Annotated in this window: 28 protein-coding genes; 14 read left to right on the top strand and 14 right to left on the bottom strand. The window is 67.1% G+C overall.

From position 1 onward, the window contains the following. Positions 1 to 33 precede the first annotated feature (33 nt). The 6 genes from CLM60_RS06330 to CLM60_RS06305 all read left to right on the top strand — a co-directional run bounded on the left by CLM60_RS06330 (position 34) and on the right by CLM60_RS06305 (position 3873). A complete protein-coding gene (locus CLM60_RS06330) occupies positions 34 to 711 on the top strand; it encodes a cell division ATP-binding protein FtsE (protein WP_095588320.1) in 678 nt (225 codons plus the stop codon). Next, the gene (locus tag CLM60_RS06325; protein WP_176473811.1) at positions 711 to 1613 is read left to right on the top strand and encodes a cell division protein FtsX; all 903 of its coding nucleotides are present in this window, start codon (positions 711 to 713) and stop codon (positions 1611 to 1613) included. Before CLM60_RS06330 ends, CLM60_RS06325 begins: the two co-directional genes overlap by 1 nt. Beyond that, positions 1613 to 2344, top strand: coding sequence for a lysophospholipid acyltransferase family protein (locus tag CLM60_RS06320; RefSeq protein WP_095588318.1), 732 nt, complete (start codon positions 1613 to 1615; stop codon positions 2342 to 2344). Before CLM60_RS06325 ends, CLM60_RS06320 begins: the two co-directional genes overlap by 1 nt. Positions 2345 to 2347: 3 nt before the next feature. After that, positions 2348 to 2950 carry a pyridoxamine 5'-phosphate oxidase family protein gene (locus CLM60_RS06315; RefSeq protein WP_095588317.1) on the top strand — a complete coding sequence of 201 codons (603 nt, stop codon included), beginning with the start codon at positions 2348 to 2350 and terminating at the stop codon, positions 2948 to 2950. An 81-nt stretch (positions 2951 to 3031) separates the two neighbouring features. After that, complete coding sequence (locus CLM60_RS06310; RefSeq protein WP_095588316.1) at positions 3032 to 3412, top strand: VOC family protein; 381 nt, start codon at positions 3032 to 3034, stop codon at positions 3410 to 3412. A 38-nt stretch (positions 3413 to 3450) separates the two neighbouring features. Further along, a complete protein-coding gene (locus CLM60_RS06305) occupies positions 3451 to 3873 on the top strand; it encodes a DUF1801 domain-containing protein (RefSeq protein ID WP_095588315.1) in 423 nt (140 codons plus the stop codon). Here the strand turns inward: CLM60_RS06305 and CLM60_RS06300 are convergent. The 3 genes from CLM60_RS06300 to CLM60_RS06290 all read right to left on the bottom strand — a co-directional run bounded on the left by CLM60_RS06300 (position 3870) and on the right by CLM60_RS06290 (position 6330). Continuing rightward, positions 3870 to 4823, bottom strand: coding sequence for a 1-phosphofructokinase family hexose kinase (locus CLM60_RS06300; RefSeq protein WP_095588314.1), 954 nt, complete (start codon positions 4821 to 4823; stop codon positions 3870 to 3872). The genes CLM60_RS06305 and CLM60_RS06300 overlap by 4 nt on opposite strands. A gap of 87 nt (positions 4824 to 4910) precedes the next feature. Continuing rightward, positions 4911 to 5825, bottom strand: a complete 915-nt coding sequence (locus CLM60_RS06295; RefSeq protein WP_095588313.1) for an MBL fold metallo-hydrolase — start codon at positions 5823 to 5825, stop codon at positions 4911 to 4913. Positions 5826 to 5931: 106 nt separating this feature from the next. Continuing rightward, positions 5932 to 6330, bottom strand: a complete 399-nt coding sequence (locus CLM60_RS06290; protein WP_095588312.1) for a metallopeptidase family protein — start codon at positions 6328 to 6330, stop codon at positions 5932 to 5934. 63 nt (positions 6331 to 6393) lie between these two features. Between CLM60_RS06290 and gltX the strand changes: the two genes are divergently transcribed. After that, on the top strand, positions 6394 to 7716 hold the full coding sequence (gene gltX / locus CLM60_RS06285) for a glutamate--tRNA ligase (protein ID WP_095588311.1): 1323 nt from the start codon (positions 6394 to 6396) through the stop codon (positions 7714 to 7716). A 12-nt stretch (positions 7717 to 7728) separates the two neighbouring features. Here gltX and CLM60_RS06280 read toward each other — a convergent pair whose 3' ends face one another. Together CLM60_RS06280 and CLM60_RS06275 are read right to left on the bottom strand one after the other, a co-directional pair. Next, on the bottom strand, positions 7729 to 8445 hold the full coding sequence (locus tag CLM60_RS06280; RefSeq protein ID WP_095588310.1) for an LrgB family protein: 717 nt from the start codon (positions 8443 to 8445) through the stop codon (positions 7729 to 7731). Next, positions 8438 to 8785 (bottom strand): CidA/LrgA family protein, encoded by a 348-nt coding sequence (locus CLM60_RS06275; protein ID WP_095588309.1) that lies wholly within the window; start codon positions 8783 to 8785, stop codon positions 8438 to 8440. Before CLM60_RS06275 ends, CLM60_RS06280 begins: the two co-directional genes overlap by 8 nt. 107 nt (positions 8786 to 8892) lie before the next feature. Here CLM60_RS06275 and CLM60_RS06270 point away from each other — a divergent pair, with 107 nt between their 5' ends. Continuing rightward, the gene (locus tag CLM60_RS06270) at positions 8893 to 9345 is read left to right on the top strand and encodes a methylated-DNA--[protein]-cysteine S-methyltransferase (RefSeq protein WP_095588308.1); all 453 of its coding nucleotides are present in this window, start codon (positions 8893 to 8895) and stop codon (positions 9343 to 9345) included. Between the two features lie 8 nt (positions 9346 to 9353). On the opposite strand, the gene CLM60_RS06265 is transcribed toward CLM60_RS06270, so the two are convergent. Genes CLM60_RS06265 through fsa form a run of 5 tightly spaced genes read right to left on the bottom strand, consistent with a single transcriptional unit; the run spans position 9354 to position 12926 of the window. Continuing rightward, positions 9354 to 10049: a CDP-alcohol phosphatidyltransferase family protein gene (locus CLM60_RS06265; RefSeq protein WP_095588307.1), complete on the bottom strand. Its 696-nt coding sequence runs from the start codon at positions 10047 to 10049 to the stop codon at positions 9354 to 9356. A 48-nt stretch (positions 10050 to 10097) separates the two neighbouring features. After that, complete coding sequence (locus tag CLM60_RS06260) at positions 10098 to 10598, bottom strand: ankyrin repeat domain-containing protein (protein WP_095588306.1); 501 nt, start codon at positions 10596 to 10598, stop codon at positions 10098 to 10100. Beyond that, positions 10595 to 11524, bottom strand: coding sequence for a tyrosine recombinase XerC (locus tag CLM60_RS06255; RefSeq protein ID WP_095588305.1), 930 nt, complete (start codon positions 11522 to 11524; stop codon positions 10595 to 10597). The genes CLM60_RS06260 and CLM60_RS06255 overlap by 4 nt, the downstream gene beginning before the upstream one ends. After that, positions 11521 to 12228 (bottom strand): DUF484 family protein, encoded by a 708-nt coding sequence (locus tag CLM60_RS06250; RefSeq protein ID WP_095588304.1) that lies wholly within the window; start codon positions 12226 to 12228, stop codon positions 11521 to 11523. The genes CLM60_RS06255 and CLM60_RS06250 overlap by 4 nt, the downstream gene beginning before the upstream one ends. 44 nt (positions 12229 to 12272) lie before the next feature. Beyond that, on the bottom strand, positions 12273 to 12926 hold the full coding sequence (fsa, locus tag CLM60_RS06245) for a fructose-6-phosphate aldolase (protein WP_095588303.1): 654 nt from the start codon (positions 12924 to 12926) through the stop codon (positions 12273 to 12275). A gap of 107 nt (positions 12927 to 13033) precedes the next feature. On the opposite strand from fsa, the gene CLM60_RS06240 reads away from it, so the two are divergent. Then, positions 13034 to 15229, top strand: a complete 2196-nt coding sequence (locus CLM60_RS06240) for a primosomal protein N' (protein ID WP_095588671.1) — start codon at positions 13034 to 13036, stop codon at positions 15227 to 15229. A 102-nt stretch (positions 15230 to 15331) separates the two neighbouring features. Here CLM60_RS06240 and CLM60_RS06235 read toward each other — a convergent pair whose 3' ends face one another. From CLM60_RS06235 to CLM60_RS06220, 4 genes are all read right to left on the bottom strand, one after another. After that, entirely contained in the window at positions 15332 to 16090 is a 759-nt protein-coding gene (locus tag CLM60_RS06235; protein WP_095588302.1) for an anti-sigma factor family protein, read from the bottom strand. Beyond that, positions 16087 to 16620 carry a sigma-70 family RNA polymerase sigma factor gene (locus tag CLM60_RS06230; RefSeq protein ID WP_095588301.1) on the bottom strand — a complete coding sequence of 178 codons (534 nt, stop codon included), beginning with the start codon at positions 16618 to 16620 and terminating at the stop codon, positions 16087 to 16089. Before CLM60_RS06230 ends, CLM60_RS06235 begins: the two co-directional genes overlap by 4 nt. 13 nt (positions 16621 to 16633) lie before the next feature. Next, positions 16634 to 17014 carry a COG4315 family predicted lipoprotein gene (locus CLM60_RS06225; protein WP_095588300.1) on the bottom strand — a complete coding sequence of 127 codons (381 nt, stop codon included), beginning with the start codon at positions 17012 to 17014 and terminating at the stop codon, positions 16634 to 16636. A gap of 111 nt (positions 17015 to 17125) precedes the next feature. Next, entirely contained in the window at positions 17126 to 18187 is a 1062-nt protein-coding gene (locus tag CLM60_RS06220) for a YeeE/YedE family protein (RefSeq protein WP_095588299.1), read from the bottom strand. 205 nt (positions 18188 to 18392) lie between these two features. Between CLM60_RS06220 and CLM60_RS06215 the strand changes: the two genes are divergently transcribed. From CLM60_RS06215 to CLM60_RS06195, 5 genes are all read left to right on the top strand, one after another. Next, positions 18393 to 18821 carry a cupin domain-containing protein gene (locus tag CLM60_RS06215; protein WP_095588298.1) on the top strand — a complete coding sequence of 143 codons (429 nt, stop codon included), beginning with the start codon at positions 18393 to 18395 and terminating at the stop codon, positions 18819 to 18821. A 56-nt stretch (positions 18822 to 18877) separates the two neighbouring features. Further along, positions 18878 to 20134: an MFS transporter gene (locus CLM60_RS06210; RefSeq protein ID WP_095588297.1), complete on the top strand. Its 1257-nt coding sequence runs from the start codon at positions 18878 to 18880 to the stop codon at positions 20132 to 20134. Between the two features lie 98 nt (positions 20135 to 20232). Beyond that, the gene (gene msrA, locus CLM60_RS06205) at positions 20233 to 20853 is read left to right on the top strand and encodes a peptide-methionine (S)-S-oxide reductase MsrA (protein ID WP_425427211.1); all 621 of its coding nucleotides are present in this window, start codon (positions 20233 to 20235) and stop codon (positions 20851 to 20853) included. Between the two features lie 8 nt (positions 20854 to 20861). Beyond that, the gene (locus CLM60_RS06200) at positions 20862 to 21422 is read left to right on the top strand and encodes a P-loop NTPase family protein (RefSeq protein WP_095588295.1); all 561 of its coding nucleotides are present in this window, start codon (positions 20862 to 20864) and stop codon (positions 21420 to 21422) included. A gap of 34 nt (positions 21423 to 21456) precedes the next feature. After that, positions 21457 to 22326, top strand: coding sequence for a 50S ribosomal protein L11 methyltransferase (locus tag CLM60_RS06195; protein ID WP_095588294.1), 870 nt, complete (start codon positions 21457 to 21459; stop codon positions 22324 to 22326). Positions 22327 to 22395: the final 69 nt, after the last annotated feature.

Below are 22395 nucleotides of genomic sequence, written 5' to 3'. Positions count from 1 at the left end.
GCAAAACGGCCACAGATTGGGCTGGAGATTTCTGTGATCGAACTGGAAAACGTGGCGCAAAGCTATGGCGGCGAGCGGCTTTTGTCCGATATTTCGCTACAATTGGCGCCGGGATCGTTCCATTTTCTGACCGGGCCGTCGGGGGCGGGCAAGACCACGCTGCTGAAGCTGTGCTATGGCGAATTGCGGCCGAGCGCGGGGCAGGTTCGGCTGTTTGGCGCCGATGTGTCGCAGATGAGCCGCGACGACATTGCCCAGGCGCGTCGCCGCATCGGCGTGGTGCATCAGGAATGCCAGTTCCTGGATCATCTGCCCATTCACGAAAACATCGCCCTGCCGTTGACCGTGTCGAACCGCGACACCACGGCCGAGGCCGAGAACCTGAAAGAGCTGCTGATCTGGGTCGGGTTGCGGTCGCGCGCGGGCGCGTTGCCGCCAGAGCTGTCGGGCGGCGAACGGCAGCGCGCGGCGTTGGCGCGGGCGATCATCATGGCGCCCGAGGTCATCCTGGCCGACGAACCCACCGGCAATGTCGACTGGGAGATGTCGCAGCGGCTGTTGCAGCTGCTGATCGAGCTGAACCGCATGGGCAAGGCCATCGTGATCGCGACCCATGACCTGAACCTGATCCGCGCGGCCAAGTCACAGGTTTCGGCCCGCGTGCTGCGGCTGAAGGATGGGCAGGTGCACGCGGCGGGGGCGGATCTGTGATGGACCAGGTGGCGCGCGTTCTGCAATTCCTGGCCGGCGATCCCCAGGCCGACCGCGTCGTGCCGCCCACGGGGTTCACCGTGCGGCTGACGATCTTTACCGCCGCCGCGATGGCGTTTCTGGCGGTGTTCGCGCTGGCGCTGTCGCTGGCCACGGGGCGGCTGGCGGATCGCTGGTCCGATGCGCTGGCCCGGACCGCGACGGTGCGGATCTCCACCGCGCCGGGCCAGTTGCAGGCCCAGACCGACGCGGTGCTGGAGATCCTGCGCACCACCCCCGGCGTCGCCGATGCCCGCGCGCTGGATATCGAGGAACAGCGCGCGCTGCTGGCGCCCTGGCTGGGCCCCGACGTGCCCATCGACGACCTGCCGGTGCCACAACTGGTCGAGTTGACCGAGACCGAGGACGGCTTCGACGCCGAGGCGCTGCGCCTGCGGCTGAGCGCCGAAACCCCGGGCGCCGTGCTGGACGATCACACCCGCTGGCGCCGCCCGCTGGTCCGGGCGGCGCAACGGCTGCGGATGCTAGGGCTTCTATCGATGCTGCTGATCGCACTGACCACGGCGGCGATGATCACGCTGGCGGCGCAATCGGCGCTGGCGGCCAATGCGCGGGTCATTCAGGTGCTGCGGCTGGTGGGGGCGCGCGATACCTATATCGCGCGGGCCTTCGTGCGGCGGTTTACCGGCCGGGCGCTGATCGGGGCGGTGGGCGGCACCGTTCTGGGGATGCTGGCGATTGCGTTCCTGCCCAGTGCCTCGTCCGCGGGCGGGTTTCTGACGGGGCTGGGCTTTTCCGGCGCGCAATGGCTTTGGCCGCTGATCCTGCCGCCGCTGGTCGCGGTTCTGGCCTTCTGGTCGACGCGTGCGACCGTCCTGCGAATGCTGAAGGAGCTGACCTGATGGCTTATGCGTGGCGCTGGTTCCGGTCGCTGATCTTCGTGGGTCAGATGTACCTGATGATGGTGGTTCTGGGGATCGTATTCCTGCCCTGGGCGCTGGTGTCGCGGCAAGGCGCGCTGACGGCGTGCCGGACCTATTGCCGCTGGGTGCGGTGGACCGCAGCCTGGATGGTCGGGCTGCGGACCGAGGTGCGCGGCACCCCGCCCCGTGACGAGGTTCTGATCGCGTCGAAACACCAGTCGTTTCTGGACATCATCCTGATCTTCGGCAGCGTGCCCGCGGGCAAGTTCATCATGAAGCGCGAGCTGATGTGGGCGCCGGTGATCGGGCAATACGCGCTGAAGATCGGTTGTGTCCCGGTCGACCGGGGCAAGCGCGGTCAGGCGATCCGCAAGATGGTCGACGATGTGGAAAAAGGGCGCCAGGCGCCGGGGCAGCTGATCATCTATCCCCAGGGCACCCGTGTCGCACCGGGGACACACAAGCCCTATAAGGTCGGCACCGCTGCGCTTTGCGAACAGCTTGGGCAGACCTGCGTGCCGGCGGCGACGAATGTCGGCGTGTTCTGGCCCCGCACCGGGATCTATCGCAAGCCGGGGTTGGCGGTGGTCGAGTTTCTGGAGCCGATCCCGCCGGGGCTGGACCGCGATACGTTCATGCAGCGGCTGGAGTCACAGGTCGAAACCGCCTCGGACCGGCTGATGGCCGAGGCGGGCTTTGAGACGGGGTAAGCGATGGACTACATCACCGATATTGCGGCGCTCGAGGCGCTTTATGACACGCCGGGCGAGGCATCGCTGGTCAAGGTCGCCCGCCGGATGACACCGCTTTACCGCAAGTGGATCATGGCGTCGCGGTTCTGCGTGCTGACCACCGTGGGCCCCGAGGGCACCGATGGCAGTCCGCGCGGCGATGACGGCCCCGTGGTGCTGGAGCTGGACCCCGGCGCGCTGGCGCTGCCCGACTGGCGTGGCAACAACCGCATCGACAGCCTGCGCAATATCGTGGCCGATGGCCGGGTCAGCCTGATGTTCATGGTGCCGGGATCGACCAATGTGGTGCGGGTGAATGGTCATGCGCGTCTGACCACCGATGCCGACCTGCGTGCGCGGTTCGACCAGCAGGGCCGCCAACCCCGCAGCGTCATCGTGATCGAGATTGCCGAGATCTATACCCAATGCGCCCGCGCGATTCTGCGCGCGGGGCTGTGGCAGCGCGACGATGCCGCCGGTCTGCCCAGTGTCGGCGATATCCTGACCGAGAGGACCGAGGGCGCCTTTGACGGCGCCGCCTATGACACCGAATGGCCCGGCCGCGCGGCGCAAACCATGTGGTGAGTTCCGGCCCGCGCATCCGCGCTTGACCTCAACCTTGGTTGAGGTCGCATGCTGCCCCGACTCGAAATGAAAGGAGCAGTCATGTCGGAACCTTATCTGGAACACGTCAACTTCACCGTCAGCGATCCGGCGGCCACCGCGCAGATGCTGTGCGACCTGTTCGGCTGGTCGGTCCGCTGGCAGGGCCCCGCGCTTGACGACGGGGTGTCCTATCACGTGGGCGGCGCGCACAGCTATGTCGCGATCTACTCCCGGGGTGGGGCGGATGCCCATGGCGACAGCTACACCACCCCCGGCGCGATGAACCATCTGGGCGTCGTGGTTGATGATCTGGACGCGGTCGAGGAACGGGTCAAGGCCGCCGGGTTCACCCCGCATCTGCATGCCGATTACGAACCGGGCCGCCGGTTCTATTTCAAAGCCCATGACGATGTAGAGATCGAGGTCGTGTCCTATGCCTGAGCGATCCGTGATAGGATGGGCGGCGAAAGGGCCGCGCGATGAACAAGACAGCACCCACCGGGCAGGATGCGGCATCCTATCTGGATTCGGTCGCGCCCGCGCACAGGCGCGCCGACGCATTGGCGCTCGACGCCCTGTTCCGGCGCGTGACCGGGTTTCAGCCAAGGATGTGGGGGGCTTCCATCATCGGGTATGGCCGCTATCACTATCGCTATGACAGCGGGCGCGAGGGGGATTTCCTGGCCACGGGTTTCGCCCCGCGCAAGGCCAATCTGGTGGTCTATATCCTGCCCGGTTACACGGATTTTTCCGACATTCTGGGGCGGCTGGGGCCGCACAGGCGCGGCAAATCCTGTCTTTATCTGACAAGGCTGGCGCCCATCGACATGGATGTGCTGGCCGAGCTGATCCGCGCGGGCCTTGATGATCTGGGCCAGCGGTGGACGGTCCTTGCGCGTTAAAGCGGCAACGGGCTGAGGACGGTTTGCGGCAGCAGCGTGTCGAAATCGCTGCGGCGGCACAGCTGGGTGGCATCCGTCATCACCGCGGCGCTGGCCGCCGCCGCACCATATTGCAACGCGGTCGCCAGATCCCGCCCGCGTGACAGGGCCATCGCGAATCCGCCGACGAAACTGTCGCCCGCGCCGACCTTGCTGCGCACCGGCACATCGGCGGCGGTGACATGCAGGCGCTGGTCCGCCGTGGCCAGGACCGAGCCATCGGCGCCCCGCGCGATGATCACGACCTGTGCCGCGCCGCGCGCGACCAGTTCGGCGGCGAAACCCGCGCTGTCGCTGCGTTCGGGCAGGGGGCGGGTGGCCAGCTCTTCGGCCTCGGCCTGGTCCATGCGCAGGACAAAGGGCGGGGTGCCGGTGGCGTTGGCCAATTGGTGCAGCGCGGCGCCCGATGTGTCGGCGATGACCTGCGCGTGGCGTTCGGCCAGCGTGGCGCACAGCGCGTGGGGAAAATCGGCACCGACCCCGGGGGGCAGGCTGCCGCTCAGCACCACCAGACCGTGATCGGGCACCGCGGCGGAGATCGTGGCCAGAACCGCCGTGACCCGTTCATCGTCCCAGACCGGGCCGGGCAGCACGAACCGGTATTGCTCGCCGGTGGAATCGTCGGTCACGGCCAGGCTCTGGCGGGTTTCGCCCGTGGTGCGAAAGGGCAGAACGGCGATGCCCTCGGCGGCCAGCAACTGCCGCAGCTTCTTGCCCGTTGTGCCGCCGATCGCCACCAGCGCGCGGCTTTGCCCGCCCAGCTGCGCGATGGCGCGCGACACGTTGATGCCGCCGCCGCCCGGATCGGTGCGCACCGGGCCACAGCGCAGCTTGGGCCCGGCGGTGACGGCGGGGGCCGTGGTGGCCAGATCGACAGCCGGGTTGAGGGTGATGGTCAGGATGTCGGTCATGGCGCGATTCTGGCTTCTGATTGTACCGCGCCACAGTGCCAAAGCCGCGCCCCGGGGCCAAGCCCCGGAACGCCGCAGTAAGGGGTGTCAGCCCAGCATCATCTGATAGCTGGCCGGAACATAGCGGAAGCCGCTGTCGCGGGTTTCGACGAAGCCGAAACCGGGGAAGGGCATGTGATAGCCGATGAAGGGCAGCTTGTCGGCCGCCAACATGTCCAGCAGGCGGCGCCGGGTCGCTGCGGCGGCGGACTTGTCCATATCGAACTTGACCTCCCAATCCGGGTGGCCCAGCGACCAGACATAGTGGTTGGCGAAATCGGCCCCCACCAACAGGCCCTGACCGTCGCTTTCCAGCATATAGGCCATGTGCCCCGGCGTGTGCCCAAAGGCCGCCATCGCGGTGATGCCCGATGCCACGCTGCCCCCATCGTCGAGGAAGGTGAACTGATCGGCCAGCGGTTTGACCTTGGCGGCGAAGCCCTCGTTATCGGTGCCGTTCCAGTGGTCGAATTCCGCCGTGCCGGTCATATAGGCCGCGTTGGCGAATGTCGCGCCCGCGTCACCGGCCAGCCCGCCGATATGGTCGCCATGCATGTGGGTGATCACCACCTTGTCGACCTGATCGGTGCTGTAGCCCGCAGCCGACAGCGCCGCGCCGATGCCTTCGGGCGCCAGGCCGGTGTCGAACAGCACCAGCTCGCTGCCGGTGTTCACAAGCGTCGGGGTAAAGAAGAACTGCGCCTTGTCGGTGGGGATGAAGGCATCCTGCGACACGGCGGCGAAATCCTCGTCGCTGGCATTCAGGCCAAAGATCGTGTGCGGATCGGGCACGGTGCGGGTCCCCGCCAGCAGGGTCGTCACCTCGAACCCGCCCAGTTTGAACCGGTGAAAGGGGGCGTTGGCGCCATCCTGCATCGGGGCGGCGGCCAGGGCGGGGCGGGCAAGCCCGGCCAGCGGCAGCGCGGCGGTCGCGCCCAAAAGCGTGCGTCGGCTGAGTGTCATGAAATCATCTCCCGTTATTGGTCTGAAAAGGTCTGGCTCCTCGTCGAAGATGATAGCGCGAATTCCCGCGCGACCAGTGCGCGCGGGCCAGATCAAAGAACCGTGATCATTCCCACCAACGGTCGATGCGCGCGATATCGGCGTCCGACCAGCCGAAATGATGGGCCAGCTCATGCACGAACACATGGGTCACCAGCTCTGCCAGCCCAACATCGCCGCGTTCGGTCCATTCATCCAGGATCGGCCGTCGGAACAGCCAGATCACGTCCGGGCCGATGGGCTGGTCGAAGACCGATTTCTCGGTCATCGGAATGCCTTGGTACAGGCCGGTCAGCTCGAACGGATCGGTGATCTCCATCTCGTCCAACAGCGCGTCGGGCGCGAAATCCTCGACCCTCAGCGCGACCGCGCGGGCGGCGGCGTGATAGGCCTCGGGCAACGCGGCGCGGGCGGCTTCGGCCAAATCTGCGATCTCGTCCAGCGTGGGTGCATAGCGGTCATCCATCCCGCAGATATGGACAAAAGCGGCGCGATATGAAAGAGCAGCGCCCAAGTTCAGGAGCCCCCGATGACCACCACCCGTTTCGCCCCGTCGCCCACCGGCTACATCCATGTCGGCAATCTGCGCACCGCGCTGTTCAATTACATGATCGCCCGCAAGGCCGGCGGGACCTTCATCCTGCGGCTGGACGACACCGATCCGGAACGGTCGAAACAGGAATATGCCGACGCGATCCAGGAGGATCTGGAATGGCTGGGCCTGACCTGGGACCGGATCGAGCGTCAGTCGGCGCGGCTGGACCGGTACGAGGAAGCCGCGCAAACGCTGCGCGACAAGGGCCGGTTTTACGAGGCGTTCGAGACCCCGACCGAGCTGGACCTGAAGCGCAAGAAGCTTCTGAACATGGGCCGCCCGCCGGTCTATGACCGGGCCGCGCTGGACCTGAGCGACGAGCAGAAAGCCGCCCTGCGCGCCGAGCGTGGCAATGGCGTGTGGCGGTTCAAGCTGGATCACGAACGTATCGAGTGGACAGACGGCATCCTGGGCGATCTGTCGATTGACGCGGCCAGCGTCAGCGACCCGGTGCTGATCCGGGGTGACGGACAGTTCCTGTATACGCTGGCCTCGGTCTGTGACGACGTGGATTTCGGCGTGACCCATGTGGTGCGCGGCTCGGACCACGTGACCAACACCGCGACCCAGATCCAGATCATTCAGGCGCTGGGCGGGGCTGTGCCCGCCTTTGCGCATCATTCGCTGCTGACCGGCCCGCAGGGCGAGGCGCTGTCGAAACGGCTGGGCACCCTGTCGTTGCGCGACCTGCGCGCGCAAGGGGTCGAGCCGATGGCGCTGCTCAGCCTGATGGCGCGGCTGGGCTCCAGCCAGCCGATCGAGCTGGCCCGCGACATGGACGAGCTGCTCGCGGGGTTCGATCTGTCGAGCTTCGGCGCGGCGCCGACGAAATTCGACGTGAACGACCTGTTCCCGCTGACCGCCCGGGTGCTGCACGATCTGCCGCTGTCGGCGGTGGCCGATGACGTGGCCGCCCTTGGCGTGCCCGCCGACAAGGCCGAAGCATTCTGGAACGTCGTGCGCGAAAACATCACCGTGAAAGCCGACATGGCCGCCTGGTGGGATCTGTTCGCCAATGGCGCGCCCGCGCTGGTCGACGATGCGGACCGCGAATTCGTGGCGCAGGCGCTGGATCTGCTGCCCGCGCCGCCCTATGCCGCCGACAGCTGGGCCAACTGGACCGCTGCCGTGAAGGATGCCACAGGCCGCAAGGGCAAGGGGCTGTTCATGCCGCTGCGCAAGGCCGTGACGGGCCGCGAGCGCGGGCCGGAGATGGCCGATGTCCTGCCGCTGTTGCAGGTCAAGCCGCAGCTCTAGGCGCGCCGGCGCCTAGAAGAAGATCCCCCACAGGATCGGCAGCATCAGCGCGGTTGCCAGCGCGTTCAGCCCCATCGCCAGACCCGAAAAGGCCCCGGCGGTTTCATTGACCTGCAACGCGCGGGCCGTGCCGATGCCGTGGCTGGCGGTGCCGATGGCCAGCCCCCGCGCGCGCCAGTCCCGCACGCCCATCAGGTTCAGCAACGGCGGCCCGAACATCGCGCCGAAAATGCCGGTGACAATCACCAGCACGGCGGTCAGCGACGGCAGGCCGCCCAGCTCTTCGGATATCGCCATGGCGACCGGCGCGGTCACCGATTTCGGCGCGATCGAGGCCAGCATCTCTGTCGTGCCGCCCAGCAGCCACGCCACCAGCACCGCCGTGATGGCGGCGGTCAGCGACCCGGTCAGCAGGCTGACACCGATGGCCAGCGCCGATTGCCGCACCCGGTACCATTGCCGGTAAAGCGGGATCGCCAGCGCCACGGTGGCCGGACCCAGCAGGAAATGGACGAATTGCGCGCCCTGAAAATAGGTGGCGTAGTCGGTGCCGGTGGCCACCAGAACCGCCACCACCAGCAGGACCGCGCCCAGAACGGGGTTCAGCAGGGGGTTGCGGCCGGCTTTCTCGAACAGCCAATTGGCGGCCTGAAACGCGATCAGCGTCAGCGTCAGGTGAAAGAGCGGCGAGGCGCTGAGATAGACCCAGGTGTCCTGCAGGTTATCCATCGGCCTGTTCCTTTCCCAGCCACAGCATCAGCAGCGCGGTCACCGCGATCGTGGCCAGTGTGCTGACGACCAGCGCCGCGCCCAGCGGCAGAAGCGCCTGGCCCAGCAGTTGGAAATGCAGCATGACGCCCGTGCCCGCCGGCACGAACAAAAGCGACATCGCCTTCAGCAGCCCGTCTGCGGCCTGGCCCAGCCCGTCGGGCACACCGCCCCGCACCAGCAGGCCCACGAACATCACCACCATGCCCAGAACCGGCCCCGGTACGGGCAGGGCCAGCAGGCCGGTGATGACCTCGCCGATCAGTTGGCATGTCAGGATAAGGGTCAGGTGGCCGATCATCGCGTGCTCCGGATTGTTGCCGGGCCAGCTTGGCACCCTTCGGCAGGGGGCTCAACCGCGATACGCGGGGGCTTGAGTGCGGCGCCGGGGCCGGGCAGGGTGCGGGCATGGCCAGGCTTGCCTTCGATACGCCCGTGGGGGTGCTGTGCGTCACCGAAACCGATGGCGCGATCACCGCGCTGTCATGGGGCGAGGCGGGGGTGGACGAGACCCCGCTGCTGATCCGCGCGCGCGATCAGATCCGCGCCTATTTCGCCGGGGCGCGGACCCGGTTCGACCTGCCGCTATGCGTGGCGGGATCGGACCTGCAACGGGCGGTCTGCGATGCGATGTCGGCGATCCCCTTTGGCGACACCCGCACCTATGGCGATATCGCGCGCGATCTGGGCGTGCCCGCTCAGGCCATCGGCCAGGCCTGCGGCGGCAATCCGATCCCGGTGATCATCCCCTGTCACCGGGTGTTGGGGGCAAACGGTCTGGGCGGATTTTCCGGCGCGGGCGGGGTCGAGACCAAGGTCGCGCTGCTGCGCCACGAAGGGGCGGCAGGCTTGCTGATCTGAGCGTGCGCTCAGGCCGACCGGGCCGGGATCAGCTGTTGCGCGATGCCCGCGCCCAGCAGATAGACGCTGGTCGCCACCAGCCCCCAATGCGCCCAGCTGGCCGGGTGGAAATCGACCCAGGCCGCCCATCCGGCGAAAAAGGTCCAGGCCAGGATCATCGGCAGCGACACCTTGCGCCAGCGCTCGGTGCGCACCGGATGGATGAATTTCAGCGGGAGGAACATCGCCACCGCCAACGTGATGACGATAAGCAGGATGGTCCAGAACCCCGGCTGCAACCCGAAAAGAACAATCGCCACCATGTTCCAGCAGCCCGGAAAGCCCGAGAACGAATTGTCCTTTGTCTTCATCCGCGTGTCGGCGAAATAGACCACGCTGGCGAAGGTCACAACGATGATGGTGATCCAGCCCGTCCAGCCCGGCAGCATCCCCGATTTGAACAGCGCATAGGCCGGGATGAACACATAGGTCAGGTAATCGATGATCAGATCCATCAACGCGCCGTCGAATTGCGGGGCGTTGGTTTTCACATCGTATTTGCGCGCCAGCGGCCCGTCGATCCCGTCGACGGCAAAGGCCACGACCAGCCACAGGAACATCAGGCTCCATTTTTCCTCGACCGCGGCCAGCATCGCCAGCATGGCGAAAACGGCCCCGGTGGCGGTCAACAGATGGACGGAAAGCGCGCGCATGGATGGTGTCATCCGCCTGTCATGGGGTATCGGGGCGCAAAGGGCAATGACCGATTGGCCTCAGCCGGGGCGATAATCGTTGATGAAAATGGCCGACAGTTGATGGCCCAGATGCACGGCCTCTTCCGCCGGTGTGGCATGGTGGTCGATGCCGGTGCGGGCGTCGCGGTCGGCGCCGCGATCCATCAACAGCGCCATGATCTCCTGCGTGGGTCGAACCACGGCGGCGCGATGCAGCGGGGTCCAGTCGTTGAAGCCGCGCTGGTTCACATCGGCGCCGTTATCCAGCAACAGTTTCAGAACCTCGGCCCGGTCGGGCGTATCGCGGTCAATCGCGCAATGCAGCGGCGGGAACCCATCATCGGTTTTCATGTTCGGATCGGCCCCATTGTCCAGAAGCCAGCGGATGCTGTCGATCGGACAGGCGTCGACGATGTCACAGAAATTGGGGTGCGTGTTCTTGTCGGACAGGGCCGGGATGCCGGATTTCAAACGCTCCAGCTCTGCAACGTCACCTTCCCGTGCGGCGTTGTAGATCTGGCCGGTCAGGTCGTCCATCATCCCCCGGCCTTCGGGTGGGCCTTGTCATAGACCTCCATCAGCCGGGCGGCATCGACGGCGGTATAGGCCTGGGTTGTGGACAGCGAGGCGTGTCCCAGCAGCTCCTGGATCGCGCGCAGATCGCCGCCTGCGGCCAGCAGGTGGGTGGCAAAGCTGTGGCGCATGGCATGGGGCGTGGCGCTGGCGGGCAGGCCAAGCTGCATCCGGGCCTGTTCCATCGCCTTGGCGATCAGGCGCGGGTTCAGCGCCCCGCCGCGCTTGCCCCGAAAGAGCGGCGCATCGGGTTCGGCGTCATAGGGGCAAAGGTGCACATATTCCGCCACCGCATCGCGCGCGGCATCCAGCACCGGCACCATGCGTTCCTTGCCGCCCTTGCCGGTGATCCGCAACACCTGCGGCAGGGGGAAGTCGCGGCCCCGAAGCCCCAGCGCCTCGGATATCCGCAAGCCGCAGCCGTAAAGCAGCGTGACCACCGCCATGTCGCGCGCCGCGATCCAGCCGGTATCCGATTGCAGGCCGACAGTGTCGATCATCGCGCGCGCGGCGTCCTGTTCCATCGGGCGGGGCAGCTTGCGCTGGAATTTCGGGCTGCGGGCGGACAGGACGGCGGTGGCGTCGAAGCCCTCGCGTTCCGACAGCCAGCGATAGAAGGATTTGACCGCAGACAGCGCGCGGGCCAGCGACCGCGCGGCCACCCCGCGCCCGCGCTCATGCGCCATCCAGGCGCGCATGTCGGTTGTACCCACGGCGCGCAGCGCGGCCATGCCCGTGGGGGCGCCGGTATGTTCGGCCAGAAAGGCCAGAAACCCCGTCACATCCGCGCCATAGGCTTTCAGCGTGTTGTCGGCGGCGCCGCTCAGCGCCTTTTGGCCGGTCAGCCAATCGTCCAGCGCGGCCCGTGCCGCCGGGGCGATCTGCAGCGTCATGACAGCCAGCGGCGCATCGACCTTTCGAAGACGCCACCGAAAAAGCCCAGCAGGTCGGTGCCTTGCGTGGGTGCGAATTGATGCGGGTCTTCGGACCCCATCACCAGCAGGCCGGGCAGGCGGCCGGGCCCGAAATCGAGCTTCAGCAGCGCCTCGGACCGGATCCAGTCGGTATCGGCGCCAAACAGCCCCTCGGACGCGGGCAGGGTCTGGCGCAGGGTGACGGCGCGCGGCGGCACGTCGCGGCCACGGGTCAGGTACAGATCGACCGCGCCGGGTTCGACCACCTGCAACACATCGCCCAGACGGTCGACGGCCGGGTCGGCCTCGCTTTGTGTGCTTTCCAGCACCAGCCGCACGAAATCGACACGCAGGATCTCGGCCACTTCGGCGGTCAGGTTGTGCAGGAAGATCTCGAACTCGGTCGGGTCGAGCATTTTCAGCACCGCCCGATGTACCTGATTCATCCCCGCCAGATTGTCATAGGCCGCGGCGATGACCGACCGGTGGGTGTCCTCCAGCCGGTCCAGCCGCGCCTCGAGCCGTTCCATGGCGATGCCGCGCAGATCGACGATATTGCCGCCCATGCTGCGTTCATTGGCGGCGATGAGGGCCCGCATCACCTCGCGATCGTCCAGGATGACGGTCGGATCGTCCAGGATCCGGTCGCGAATATCGGATTCGATCGGCGCGGTGATGGTCATTGCTCGGGGCCCTCAATCTGGTGTGTCTGCCCCGTTTGCCGGGGTTACAGGATTTTCTGACCCGTTTTTGCCCAATCTTGCAGGAAGGCGTCCAGTCCCTTGTCGGTCAGCACATGGTTGGCCATGTTCTTGATCACGCTGGGTGGCGCTGTTGCAACATCCGCGCCGATCTTGGCGACCTCGGACATGTGGTTCGCCGTGCGGATCGACGCGGCCAGGATCTGGGTCTCGAAGTCGTAATTGTCATAGATCGTGCGGATATCCTCAATCAGATCCAGCCCGTCCAGGTTCAGATCGTCCAACCGCCCGATGAAGGGCGAGATGAAGGTCGCGCCCGCCTTGGCCGCCAGCAGCGCCTGGTTGGCGGAAAAGCACAAGGTGACGTTCACCATGTTGCCTTCGTCCGACAGCGTCTTGCAGGCCTTGAGCCCGGCCCAGGTCAGCGGCACCTTGACCGCGATATTGTCGGCGATCTTGGCCAGCTTGCGGCCCTCGGCGATCATGTCGTCGGCTTCGGTGGCCACGACCTCGGCGGAGACGGGGCCATCGACCATCTCGCAGATCTCTTTCGTGACCTCCAGGATGTCGCGGCCCGATTTCATGATCAGCGAGGGGTTGGTGGTTACGCCATCGACCATGCCCAGAGCGTTCAGCTCGGCAATGGCGTCGACGTCGGCGGTATCGACAAAGAACTTCATGGATTTCTTCCCCGGGGGCTATGTCATTTCTTCGCGCCTCTGATACAGGAAGGGGGGCGGCACGGAAAGCCCCGGCAGAGGAATTTGTTTGCGCTAACATGGTCGGCATGGATGCAGAGCCCGAGTTTCCCGAAGGCACGCTGATCGGGGTGCTGACGACCCAGCCGCTGGACCGGGTGCTGGATTACCGCGCGCCCGAAGGCGGCTGCGCACTGGGCGATTTCCTGGAGGTGCCCTTTGGCCCGCGCAAGGTGCTGGGCGTGGTCTGGGGACCGGGGCAGGGCGATTTCGACCCCGCGAAAGTGCGCCAGGCGCTGCGGGTGCTGGATGCCGCGCCGATGCGCGAGCCGATGCGGCAATTCCTGACCCGCGCCGCCGAATACACCCTGACGCCGATGCCCGCGATGCTGCGGCTGGCCACGCGCGCCCCGGGTCTGGGCGGGGCGCCGTCGATGCGCACGATCTATCGGCTGGGCCATGGCCGGGTGGACCGCGAGACCGACGCCCGCAAGCGGGTTCTGGCGGCGATGGCCGAATATGGCGGGCTGGCCTTCACGCTGGGCGAGCTGTCGCAGATCGCCGGTGTCAGCACCAGCGTGATCAAGGGCATGGTCAAGCAGGGCGCGCTGGTCGAGGAGGACACGCCGCGCGACGTGCCCTATCCCCGGCTGGATCCGGGGCAGGGCGGCAAGGACCTGACGCCCGAACAGACGAACGCCGCCGACCGGCTGCGGGCCGAGGTCGCGGGCGGCACCTATGGCACCACGTTGCTGCGCGGGGTAACGGGATCGGGCAAGACCGAGGTCTATCTGGAAGCGGTCGCCGCCTGTCTGGCGCAGGGGCGACAGGCGCTGGTGCTGCTGCCGGAAATCGCCCTGACGGCCGAATTCCTGACCCGGGTCGAGGCGCGGTTCGGCGCCAAGCCGGCGGAATGGCATTCCGGTGTCACCATGACCGAACGGCGCCGGTGCTGGCGCATGGTCGGGCGCGGCGGCGCGCAACTGGTCGTAGGCGCGCGTTCGGCGCTGTTCCTGCCGTTCCGCGATCTGGGCCTGATCGTGGTGGACGAGGAACATGACGGCTCCTACAAGCAGGAGGACGGCGTGCTTTATAACGCCCGCGACATGGCGGTGCTGCGCGCGTCGCTGGAATCGGCGCGGGTGGTTCTGGCCTCGGCCACGCCATCGCTTGAAAGCTGGGCCAATGCCGAGGCGGGCAAATACGAACGGCTGGATTTGCGGGCACGGTTCGGGGCTGCGCAGATGCCCGATATGGGCGCCATCGACATGCGTGCCGAAGAGCTGCCGGGCGGGCGCTGGATCTCACCCATGTTGCAGCACGCGGTGGAAAAGCGGATCACGGCGGGCGAACAGGCGCTGCTGTTCCTGAACCGGCGGGGCTATGCGCCGGTGACGATCTGCCGGGCCTGCGGGCATCAGATCGGCTGCGATCACTGCGACGCGCGGATGGTCGAGCACCGGTTCCAGAAGCGGCTGGTCTGTCACCAATGCGGCGAGACCAAGCCGATCCCCAAGGCCTGTCCCAGTTGCGGGGTCGAGGGGCGGCTGGCCGCCGTCGGCCCGGGGGTCGAGCGGATGGCCGAAGAGGCGCAGGCGCTGTTTCCCGACGCGCGCATCGCGGTGCTGTCGTCGGACCTGTTCGGCTCGGCCCGCGCGCTGAAGGCGCAGATCGAGGCGATTGCCGCGGGCGGGGCGGATATCCTGATCGGCACGCAGCTGGTGGCCAAGGGGCACAACTTTCCGCTGCTGACGCTGGTGGGCGTGATCGACGCCGATCTGGGGTTGCAGGGGTCGGATTTGCGCGCCGCCGAAAAGACGTTCCAGCTCCTGCGGCAGGTGGCGGGCCGCGCGGGCCGGGCGGAAAAGCCGGGCACCGCGCTGTTGCAGACATTCCAGCCCGAGCACCCCGTCATTCGCGCGATCCTGTCGGGGGACGAGGAAGGCTTCTGGCGGGCCGAGGCGGCCGAGCGCCAGGCGGCGGGCGTGCCCCCCTATGGCCGGATGGCGGGGATCATTCTGTCGGCGCCCGACATTCAGGCGGTGTTCGATCTGGGGGCCGAGCTGGCGCGCAATGACGGGCCGCTGCGCGCGGTGGGCGCGCAGGTCTTCGGCCCCGCGCCCGCGCCCATTGCGCGGGTGCGCGGGCGGCACCGGGTGCGGCTCTTGGTCAAGGCCGACAAGGGCGTGCCGCTGCAGGCTGCGCTGTCGCGCTGGGTGGCGCCATTCAAGCTGCCCGCGAACCTGCGGCTGCAGATCGATATCGACCCGCAAAGCTTCTATTGAGCCGCCCGCTGCCGGATTGCGGCGCCCCAAGGGGCGCCATTTCCCCTGTCTCGCGGGCGCCTTTCGGGCGCACGCTCGGGTCGGGGCGCGTGTCACGGGCGGTTACAGCAACTGGTCATAGGCCTGTTTGGCCACGGTTTTCAGCCGGTCGCGCGGCATCGCGCCGACCAGCGCATAGCCCAGACCATCGTCCGTCCAGTAGAGGCTTTGCGTCGTGCCATCGCCCGCGAACTGGAACGCGCTGTTGCCGCTGGGCTGGTGCGAGACATAAAGCGTGATCCGCTGCCCGTCGGCATTTTCATACATGTAAAGCCCCGCGGGCCGGTCCCCCGCCGTTGGCAGGATCCGCCCGCCCATCAGGGTGAAGCCCGCCGCCGCCAGATCGGGGGGGCGCATCTGGGTGCCCATCCGGTTCGACATCCAGGTGTCCATATGGTCGCGCTGGTCCGAGGCGACCTCGACCGGGTGGACGACCTCGACCACGTAAGTGTCATGCGCGCTGATCGCGGCCTGTGCCAGCCGGGTGGCTTCGGGCGGGGGCTGCAGGGCGGCATGGGTGGTCCAGCCCCCGGCCAGCCCGACGCCCAGAACGGCCAGCATCGCGGCGACCTGTTGTGGCCAGAACCGGCGCGGGGGCGGGGCGCGGTGCAGCGCCGCGCGCAGGCGGTCGGGCACGGGCGTGTCGGCCTGATCGGCATAAAGCGCGCGGATATCGGCGTTCTGGCGCGCCCAGTCGGCCAGTTGCGCCTGGGCCTCTGGGTCGTGCTCCAGGCGCGCGGCGACCCGGGCGCGGTCGGCGGGCGGCAGGGCGTCCTCGAAATAGGCGATCAGCTCGTCTTCGGTCAGGCGATCGGGTGTCATTGGGTCAGGTCCCTTGGGTGGTCGGCCCGGTGCGGTGCGGGGGCTTTGGGCCCGTCGCGCCCGGTCATGGTTCTCAGCGCGGCGCGCGCCCGCGCCAGTCGGGACATCAGCGTGCCCTTGGGGATTTCCAGCGCGGCGGCGGCTTCTTCGAATGTGGCCCCTTCCAGCGCCACCAGCAAGAGCGCGCGGCGCTGATCCTCGGGCAGGCGGGCGATGGCGGCCTCGGTCTCGCGCAGGGCCATATGGGCGTCCTGCGCGGCGGGGCGCGCGGGTTCGACCGACAGGCTGTCGACCGGCACCAGATGACCGGCGCGCGGGGCGCGCCGCATCAGGTCGCGGTGCCGGTTGATCAGGATGCGGAACACCCAGGCGCGCAGCGGCGCGTCGGGCCGCCGCGCGCCGTGTTTGGCCACCGCCCGTTCCAGGCAGTCCTGCACCAGATCGTCACCGGCCTCGCGGTCGCGCATCAGCGCATAGGCATAGCGGCGCAGGTCGGGGATGAGCTGTTCGATCTCGTCCAGAACGGCCATGGGGCGGGGCGCCTTACGGACGGGCCAGGTGCCAGACGTCCTTGACGCCGTCGCCGGTGATGTCGCCCGCGGCGGCATCCTTGAACCAAGTGTAAAGCGGCATGCCCTTGTGGGTCCACTGGCGGCTGCCATCGGCGCGGATGATGATGCCGAACTCGCCCTGCGGCTTGGAGTTGCTCTTGGCTTCCAGCGGCGGCCAGTTCTTGGCGCAATCGTCATAGCAGTTCGACACGGCGGCGGTGTCCTTGTCGAAGGTGTAAAGCGACATACCGGCGCCATCGGTCAGGATCGCGCCTTTGGCGCTGTCGCCGGTCTGAATGACATTCGCGGCATAGGCGGCGGTGCCCAGGGCCAGAGTGGCGAAGGCGGTGGCCAAGGTGGTTCTGAGGGTCATATCGTGGTCCTTTGATCTGCGGCTGTGCCGGTGCGTCCGTGCGACCGACATGACTGAAGACGCGCGGGCGGATGAAATCATCCGGCTGCTCACGGTTTCGTGATGTGCCGTTCAGGCGGTGGCCCGCAGGCCGGGCTGGTCGATCACGTAATCGGTGATCACGGCCCCCACCCACATGCAGAACAGCGCCAGCCAGGCGGTGGCCGCAAAGATCGACCCGCCGGTGACGCCCGCGCCGATGGCGCAGCCCCCCGCCAGCATCGCGCCGAACCCCATCAGCACCGCGCCGGTCATCGCCTTGCGCATGTTGCGCTCGCCCTCGAACCCCTGGAATTTCAGCTCGCCGGTCACAGCGGCGGCCAGAAAGGCGCCGATCACGACGCCGGGCACCAGGCCCACATCGAATTCCAGGATCGCCGAGCGGTCCAGGAAGAACATCAGCGTATGCGCCGAGGGGCCCGAGAAGGTGGCACTTTCGACCTGCATCGGCTCGAAGCTGACCTGCGCCAGACCAAAGGTCAGCACCCAGCCCACCGCCACGGCAAATCCCACGCCCGAGGCAAAGATCAGTTTGCGCGCGCCGATCCGGTTGCGCCGCGACAGCCACAGCGCGACCGCTGCCGTGGCCAGGCCCAGGATCAGGCCGCTGGATTGCGGCAGGTTCGCGGCCTCGATCAGGTTGACGTTCTGCCCGCCGGGCGTGATCCACAGCCCCGCCAGCCAATCGCGCGCCGGGGCCAGCCAGCCCTTGAGCGACATCTGCGCCACCACGGCAAAGATCAGCCCCGACACCACCGACCGCAGGTTGCCCGTGGCCGCCAGAACCAGCAGCCGCCCCGAACAGCCGCGCGCCAGAACCATGCCGACCCCGAACAGCAAGCCACCGATGACCGCGCCCGACCATGACCCCGGCACCGCCATCATCCGGGCATCCGCCGCCCGCATCAGCCCCAGCATCTGCGCGCCCTGCACCCAGACCACCGCCGTCGACCACGTCAGAAGCCAGACCGCGACCCGTGTGCCCAGCGTGCCGCGCGCGAATTCCACCGTCGCGGCCCGCAGACAGAAAGAGGATCGCTGTGCCGCGACCCCGAAGATGATGCCGGTGATCAATCCGAAAAGCGCCGCCGCCTGCGGCTCGCCCACCTGTTCCACGATCGACAGGATGTCCATGCGCGTCTCCTCCGTCCCGTTCGATGATGGGGATGTATGCAGGCATTCGCATGTCTGCGCCTTGATCCAGATCAGAGCGCCCCGGCGCGGCGCTGGCGCGCGGCGGCTGAAAACGACCGGGCCGATGTCGCAACCGGGCGCGAAAGACGGGTGGCGCTGGCCCTAGCGTTCGCGGTCAGGAACGCGTGGCAGAAGGATATGCGCGATGGAAATGCGGGATGATCTGGCCGGGACGGGACCGGTCGAACAGGTCGGGTTTTCGGTCAACTTGGACAGCTTGCCGGTCGAGGGCGGGACCGACCCCGCCTTTGGCAGTGTCACCTGGCGGACGCTGGTCTGCGGCGACCGGACCCCGTCGCGCGACATGGTGCTGGGCGTGGCGGAGTTTGGCCCCTATGGCACGTTGCTGCCGCATCGCCATGCGCATGCGGAATTCTATCTGGGCCTTTCGGGTGACGGGGTGGTGACGCTGGGCGGTGTGCCGCATCAGATCGCGCCCGGCGTGGCGATCTATGTGCCCGGCGACGCCGAACACGGGGTGGTGGCCGGTCCGGTCGGGTTGCGCTTTGCCTATGGGTTCGCGGCCGACCGTTTCGCGGATGTGACCTATCGGTTTTCCGCACATCAGCTGTGAGCGGGCCGGGGCAGTTCGCCCTCGCCTTTCGCGGCACGGGCGGCTAAGGCAGAAGCATGGAGCCGCCCGTCCGCATCAACCACAGATCCATCGTGCCGCTGGCCGAGACCGGCGCGCTGCCGCGCTGGCGCCGCCCGGTGGTGCTGCTGTTCCTGATGGCGATGGCAATGCCGGTGGCGTTCCACACCTGGTCGGCGCTGCTGAACAATTTCGTGATCGAAGCCGCGGGCTTCACCGGGGTCGAGATCGGCTGGCTGCACACGGTGCGCGAGATCCCGGGCTTTCTGGCGGTGGGGGTGATCGCGCTGATCATCTTCATCCGCGAACAGGTCCTGGGGCTGGTCGCGCTGATCCTGCTGGGGGTTGCGACGGCGCTGACGGCGCAGTTCCCGCAGCTTTACGGCATCCTGACGCTGACCATGCTCAGCTCGATCGGGTTTCACTATTTCGAAACGGTGAATCAGTCGCTGCAATTGCAATGGCTGGACCGGGCGCGCGCGCCGCAGGTGCTGGGCTGGCTGGTGGCGACGGGATCGGCGGCGACGCTGGTGGCCTATGGGCTGATCGTGCTGACATGGGAACGGTTCGAGCTGTCCTATAACTTCGTCTATCTGGCGGCGGGGGGCTTCACCGCGCTGGTGGCGCTGGCGTGCCTGCTGGCCTATCCCCAGTTCGAGGCGCCCCATCCCCAGACCAAGAAGATGATCCTGCGCCGCCGCTATTGGCTGTATTACGCGCTGCAATTCATGGCGGGCGCCCGGCGGCAGATCTTCGTGGTCTTCGCAGGCTTCATGATGGTCGAGAAATTCGGCTTCGAGGTCCACGAGGTCACCGCGCTTTACCTGATCAACCTGGTCGCCAACATGGTCTTTGCCCCGCTGATGGGGCGCGCCGTGGGGGTGTGGGGCGAACGCAATGTGCTGATCTTCGAATATACCGGGCTGGTGATCGTGTTCCTGGCCTATGGCGGGATCTATTACTTTGGTTGGGGCGTGGTTCTGGCGGCCACGCTTTACGTGCTGGATCACCTGTTCTTTGCGCTGGCCTTTGCGCTGAAGACCTATTTCCAGAAGATCGCCGATCCGGGCGACATCGCGCCCACGGCGGCGGTGGCCTTTACCATCAACCATATCGCGGCGGTGTTCCTGCCCGCGCTGCTGGGGTATCTGTGGGTGATGTCGCCCGGGTCGGTCTTTGTGCTGGCCGCGGCGATGGCCACGGGCTCGCTTCTGCTGGCGCTGATGATCCCGCGCCACCCCGAAAAGGGCCATGAAACCGTTTTCGCGCGCTTTGCGCCCGCCGCCGCGGAATAGGGCTTGAGCGGGAAAGGTTAATACGGAACACTATATATGCGGCAGTGCAACATAACGGAGGCCGCCACGTGTTCGCGTTCAATACTCAGAAAACCCGCATGATCGCCGCTGCCGACGCCCTGCCGGGCCGGGCGCAGCCGATCGAGACCGCGCAGGAACACTTTGTCTTTCACCGCCCGCTGAAGGGCCCGGTGCCCGAAGGCATGGCACAGGCCATGTTCGGGATGGGCTGTTTCTGGGGGGTGGAGCGGCTGTTCTGGACGCTTGACGGGGTCTGGCTGACGGCGGCGGGCTATGCCGCGGGCCACACGCCCAACCCCACCTATGACGAGGTCTGCACCGGCCGCACCGGCCATAACGAGGTCGTGCATGTGGTCTTCGATCCGGCGAAGATCTCCTATGACGCGCTGCTGCAGGCGTTCTGGGAAGGGCACGATCCGACCCAAGGCATGCGGCAGGGCAATGACCGGGGCACGCAATACCGCTCGGGCGTCTATACCTATGGTCCGGAACAGGCGGCGGCGGCACAGACCGCCAAGGCCGCGTTCCAGGACCGGCTGCGCGCAGCGGGCTTTGGCGCGGTCACGACCGAGATCCTGCCCGCGCCACCGTTTTACTATGCCGAAGCCTATCACCAGCAATACCTGGCCAAGAACCCGGGCGGCTATTGCGGGTTGGGCGGTACCGGCGTCACCTGCCCGATCGGAACGGGAGCCTGATCGCGGAATTGTCTGGCAGACGCATTCATATCCTGGGCGCCAGCGGGTCTGGCACCTCGTCCCTGGCGCGCGGGCTGGCCGGCGCGCTGGGCTCGCAGATGTTCGATTGCGACGATTTCTATTGGCTGCCCACCGATCCGCCGTTTCAGGACAAGCGCCCCATCGACGAGCGCGAGGCGCTGATGCAGGCGCTGTTCCTGCCGCGGGCCGATTGGGTTCTGTCGGGGTCGTTCACCAGCTGGGGCCGCCTGATCAAGCCGCGGCTGACGCATGTGATCTTTCTGAGCGTGCCGGCGGGGATGCGGCTGGCACGGCTGCGGCGGCGCGAACGGCGCCGCTATGGCGCGCGGATCGATCCGGGCGGCGATCTGGCGGCGCAATACCGCACCTTTCTGGACTGGGCGATGAGCTATGACGACCGCGGTTTCACCGGGCGCAGCCGCCATGTGCACGAAAGCTGGCTGGCCGAGCAGGAGGTGCCGGTGATCCGGCTGGATGCCAGCCTGCAACCGGCGCAAGTGCTGGATCAGGCCATCGCCGCGCTTGACCCCGCCACCGCCGAGGCCTAGGCGCAGGGGCGATCCTGTACAGAAAGGCCATGACATGCCGACATTCACCGCATTGACCACCCTGACCGGCAAGGATGCCGCAGAGGCGCTGGGCGCCGCGATGGAACGCCTGACGCCCGAGCCCACCGGCATCGGCGTGTTCGAGGTCGAGGACGGCTCGGGCATCTGGGAGGTCGGCGGCTATTTCACCGAAAGCCCCGATGCGGCCGGGCTGGCGCTGTTGGCCAGCATGCATGGGGCCAAGGATTTCACCGTGTCGGAGCTGCCCGAGGTGGACTGGGTCGCCAAGGTGCGGCGCGAACTGGCCCCGGTTCAGGCCGGGCGGTTCTTCGTCTATGGCAGCCACGATGCCGACAAGCTGCCCAAAGATGCGATCGGGCTGCTGATCGAGGCGTCGATGGCCTTCGGCACCGGTCACCATGGCACCACGCTGGGCTGCCTGCGGGCGCTGGACCGGCTGGCGTCCGAGGGGTTCGTGGGCCGCAACGTGGTCGATATCGGCTGCGGCACGGCGGTTCTGGCGATGGCGGCGGCGCGGATCTGGCCCGATACGGTCCTGGCCAGCGATATCGACCAGGTGGCGGTCGACGTGGCCCGCGCCAATGCCGCAGCGAACGGTCTGACGGACCGCGTGCGCTGTGTCGAGGCGGCGGGTTTCGCCCATCCCGACCTGGCGGCGGCGGCGCCGTTCGATCTGGTCTTTGCCAATATCCTGAAAGGTCCGCTGGTCGCGCTGGCGCCTGACATGGCGCGTCACATGGCGTCGGGGGGATTCGCGATTCTGTCGGGGATTCTGGTGCCGCAGGCCGATGATGTGGCAGCGGTTTACACCGCCAATGGCTTCATTGTTCACGAACGCGAGGAAATCGGCGATTGGGCTACGATTTGTCTGCAAAAAACGTAGGGTAAAGCCATATTCCCGCCATGTTTGGATCGCAATCATGGCAATTATGAGTAGGTGAGGAACGATTAT

It is taken from the genome of Actibacterium ureilyticum (assembly GCF_002285435.1).
GTDB lineage: Bacteria > Pseudomonadota > Alphaproteobacteria > Rhodobacterales > Rhodobacteraceae > Actibacterium_C > Actibacterium_C ureilyticum.
This window is presented reverse-complemented; position numbering and strand designations above follow the sequence as displayed.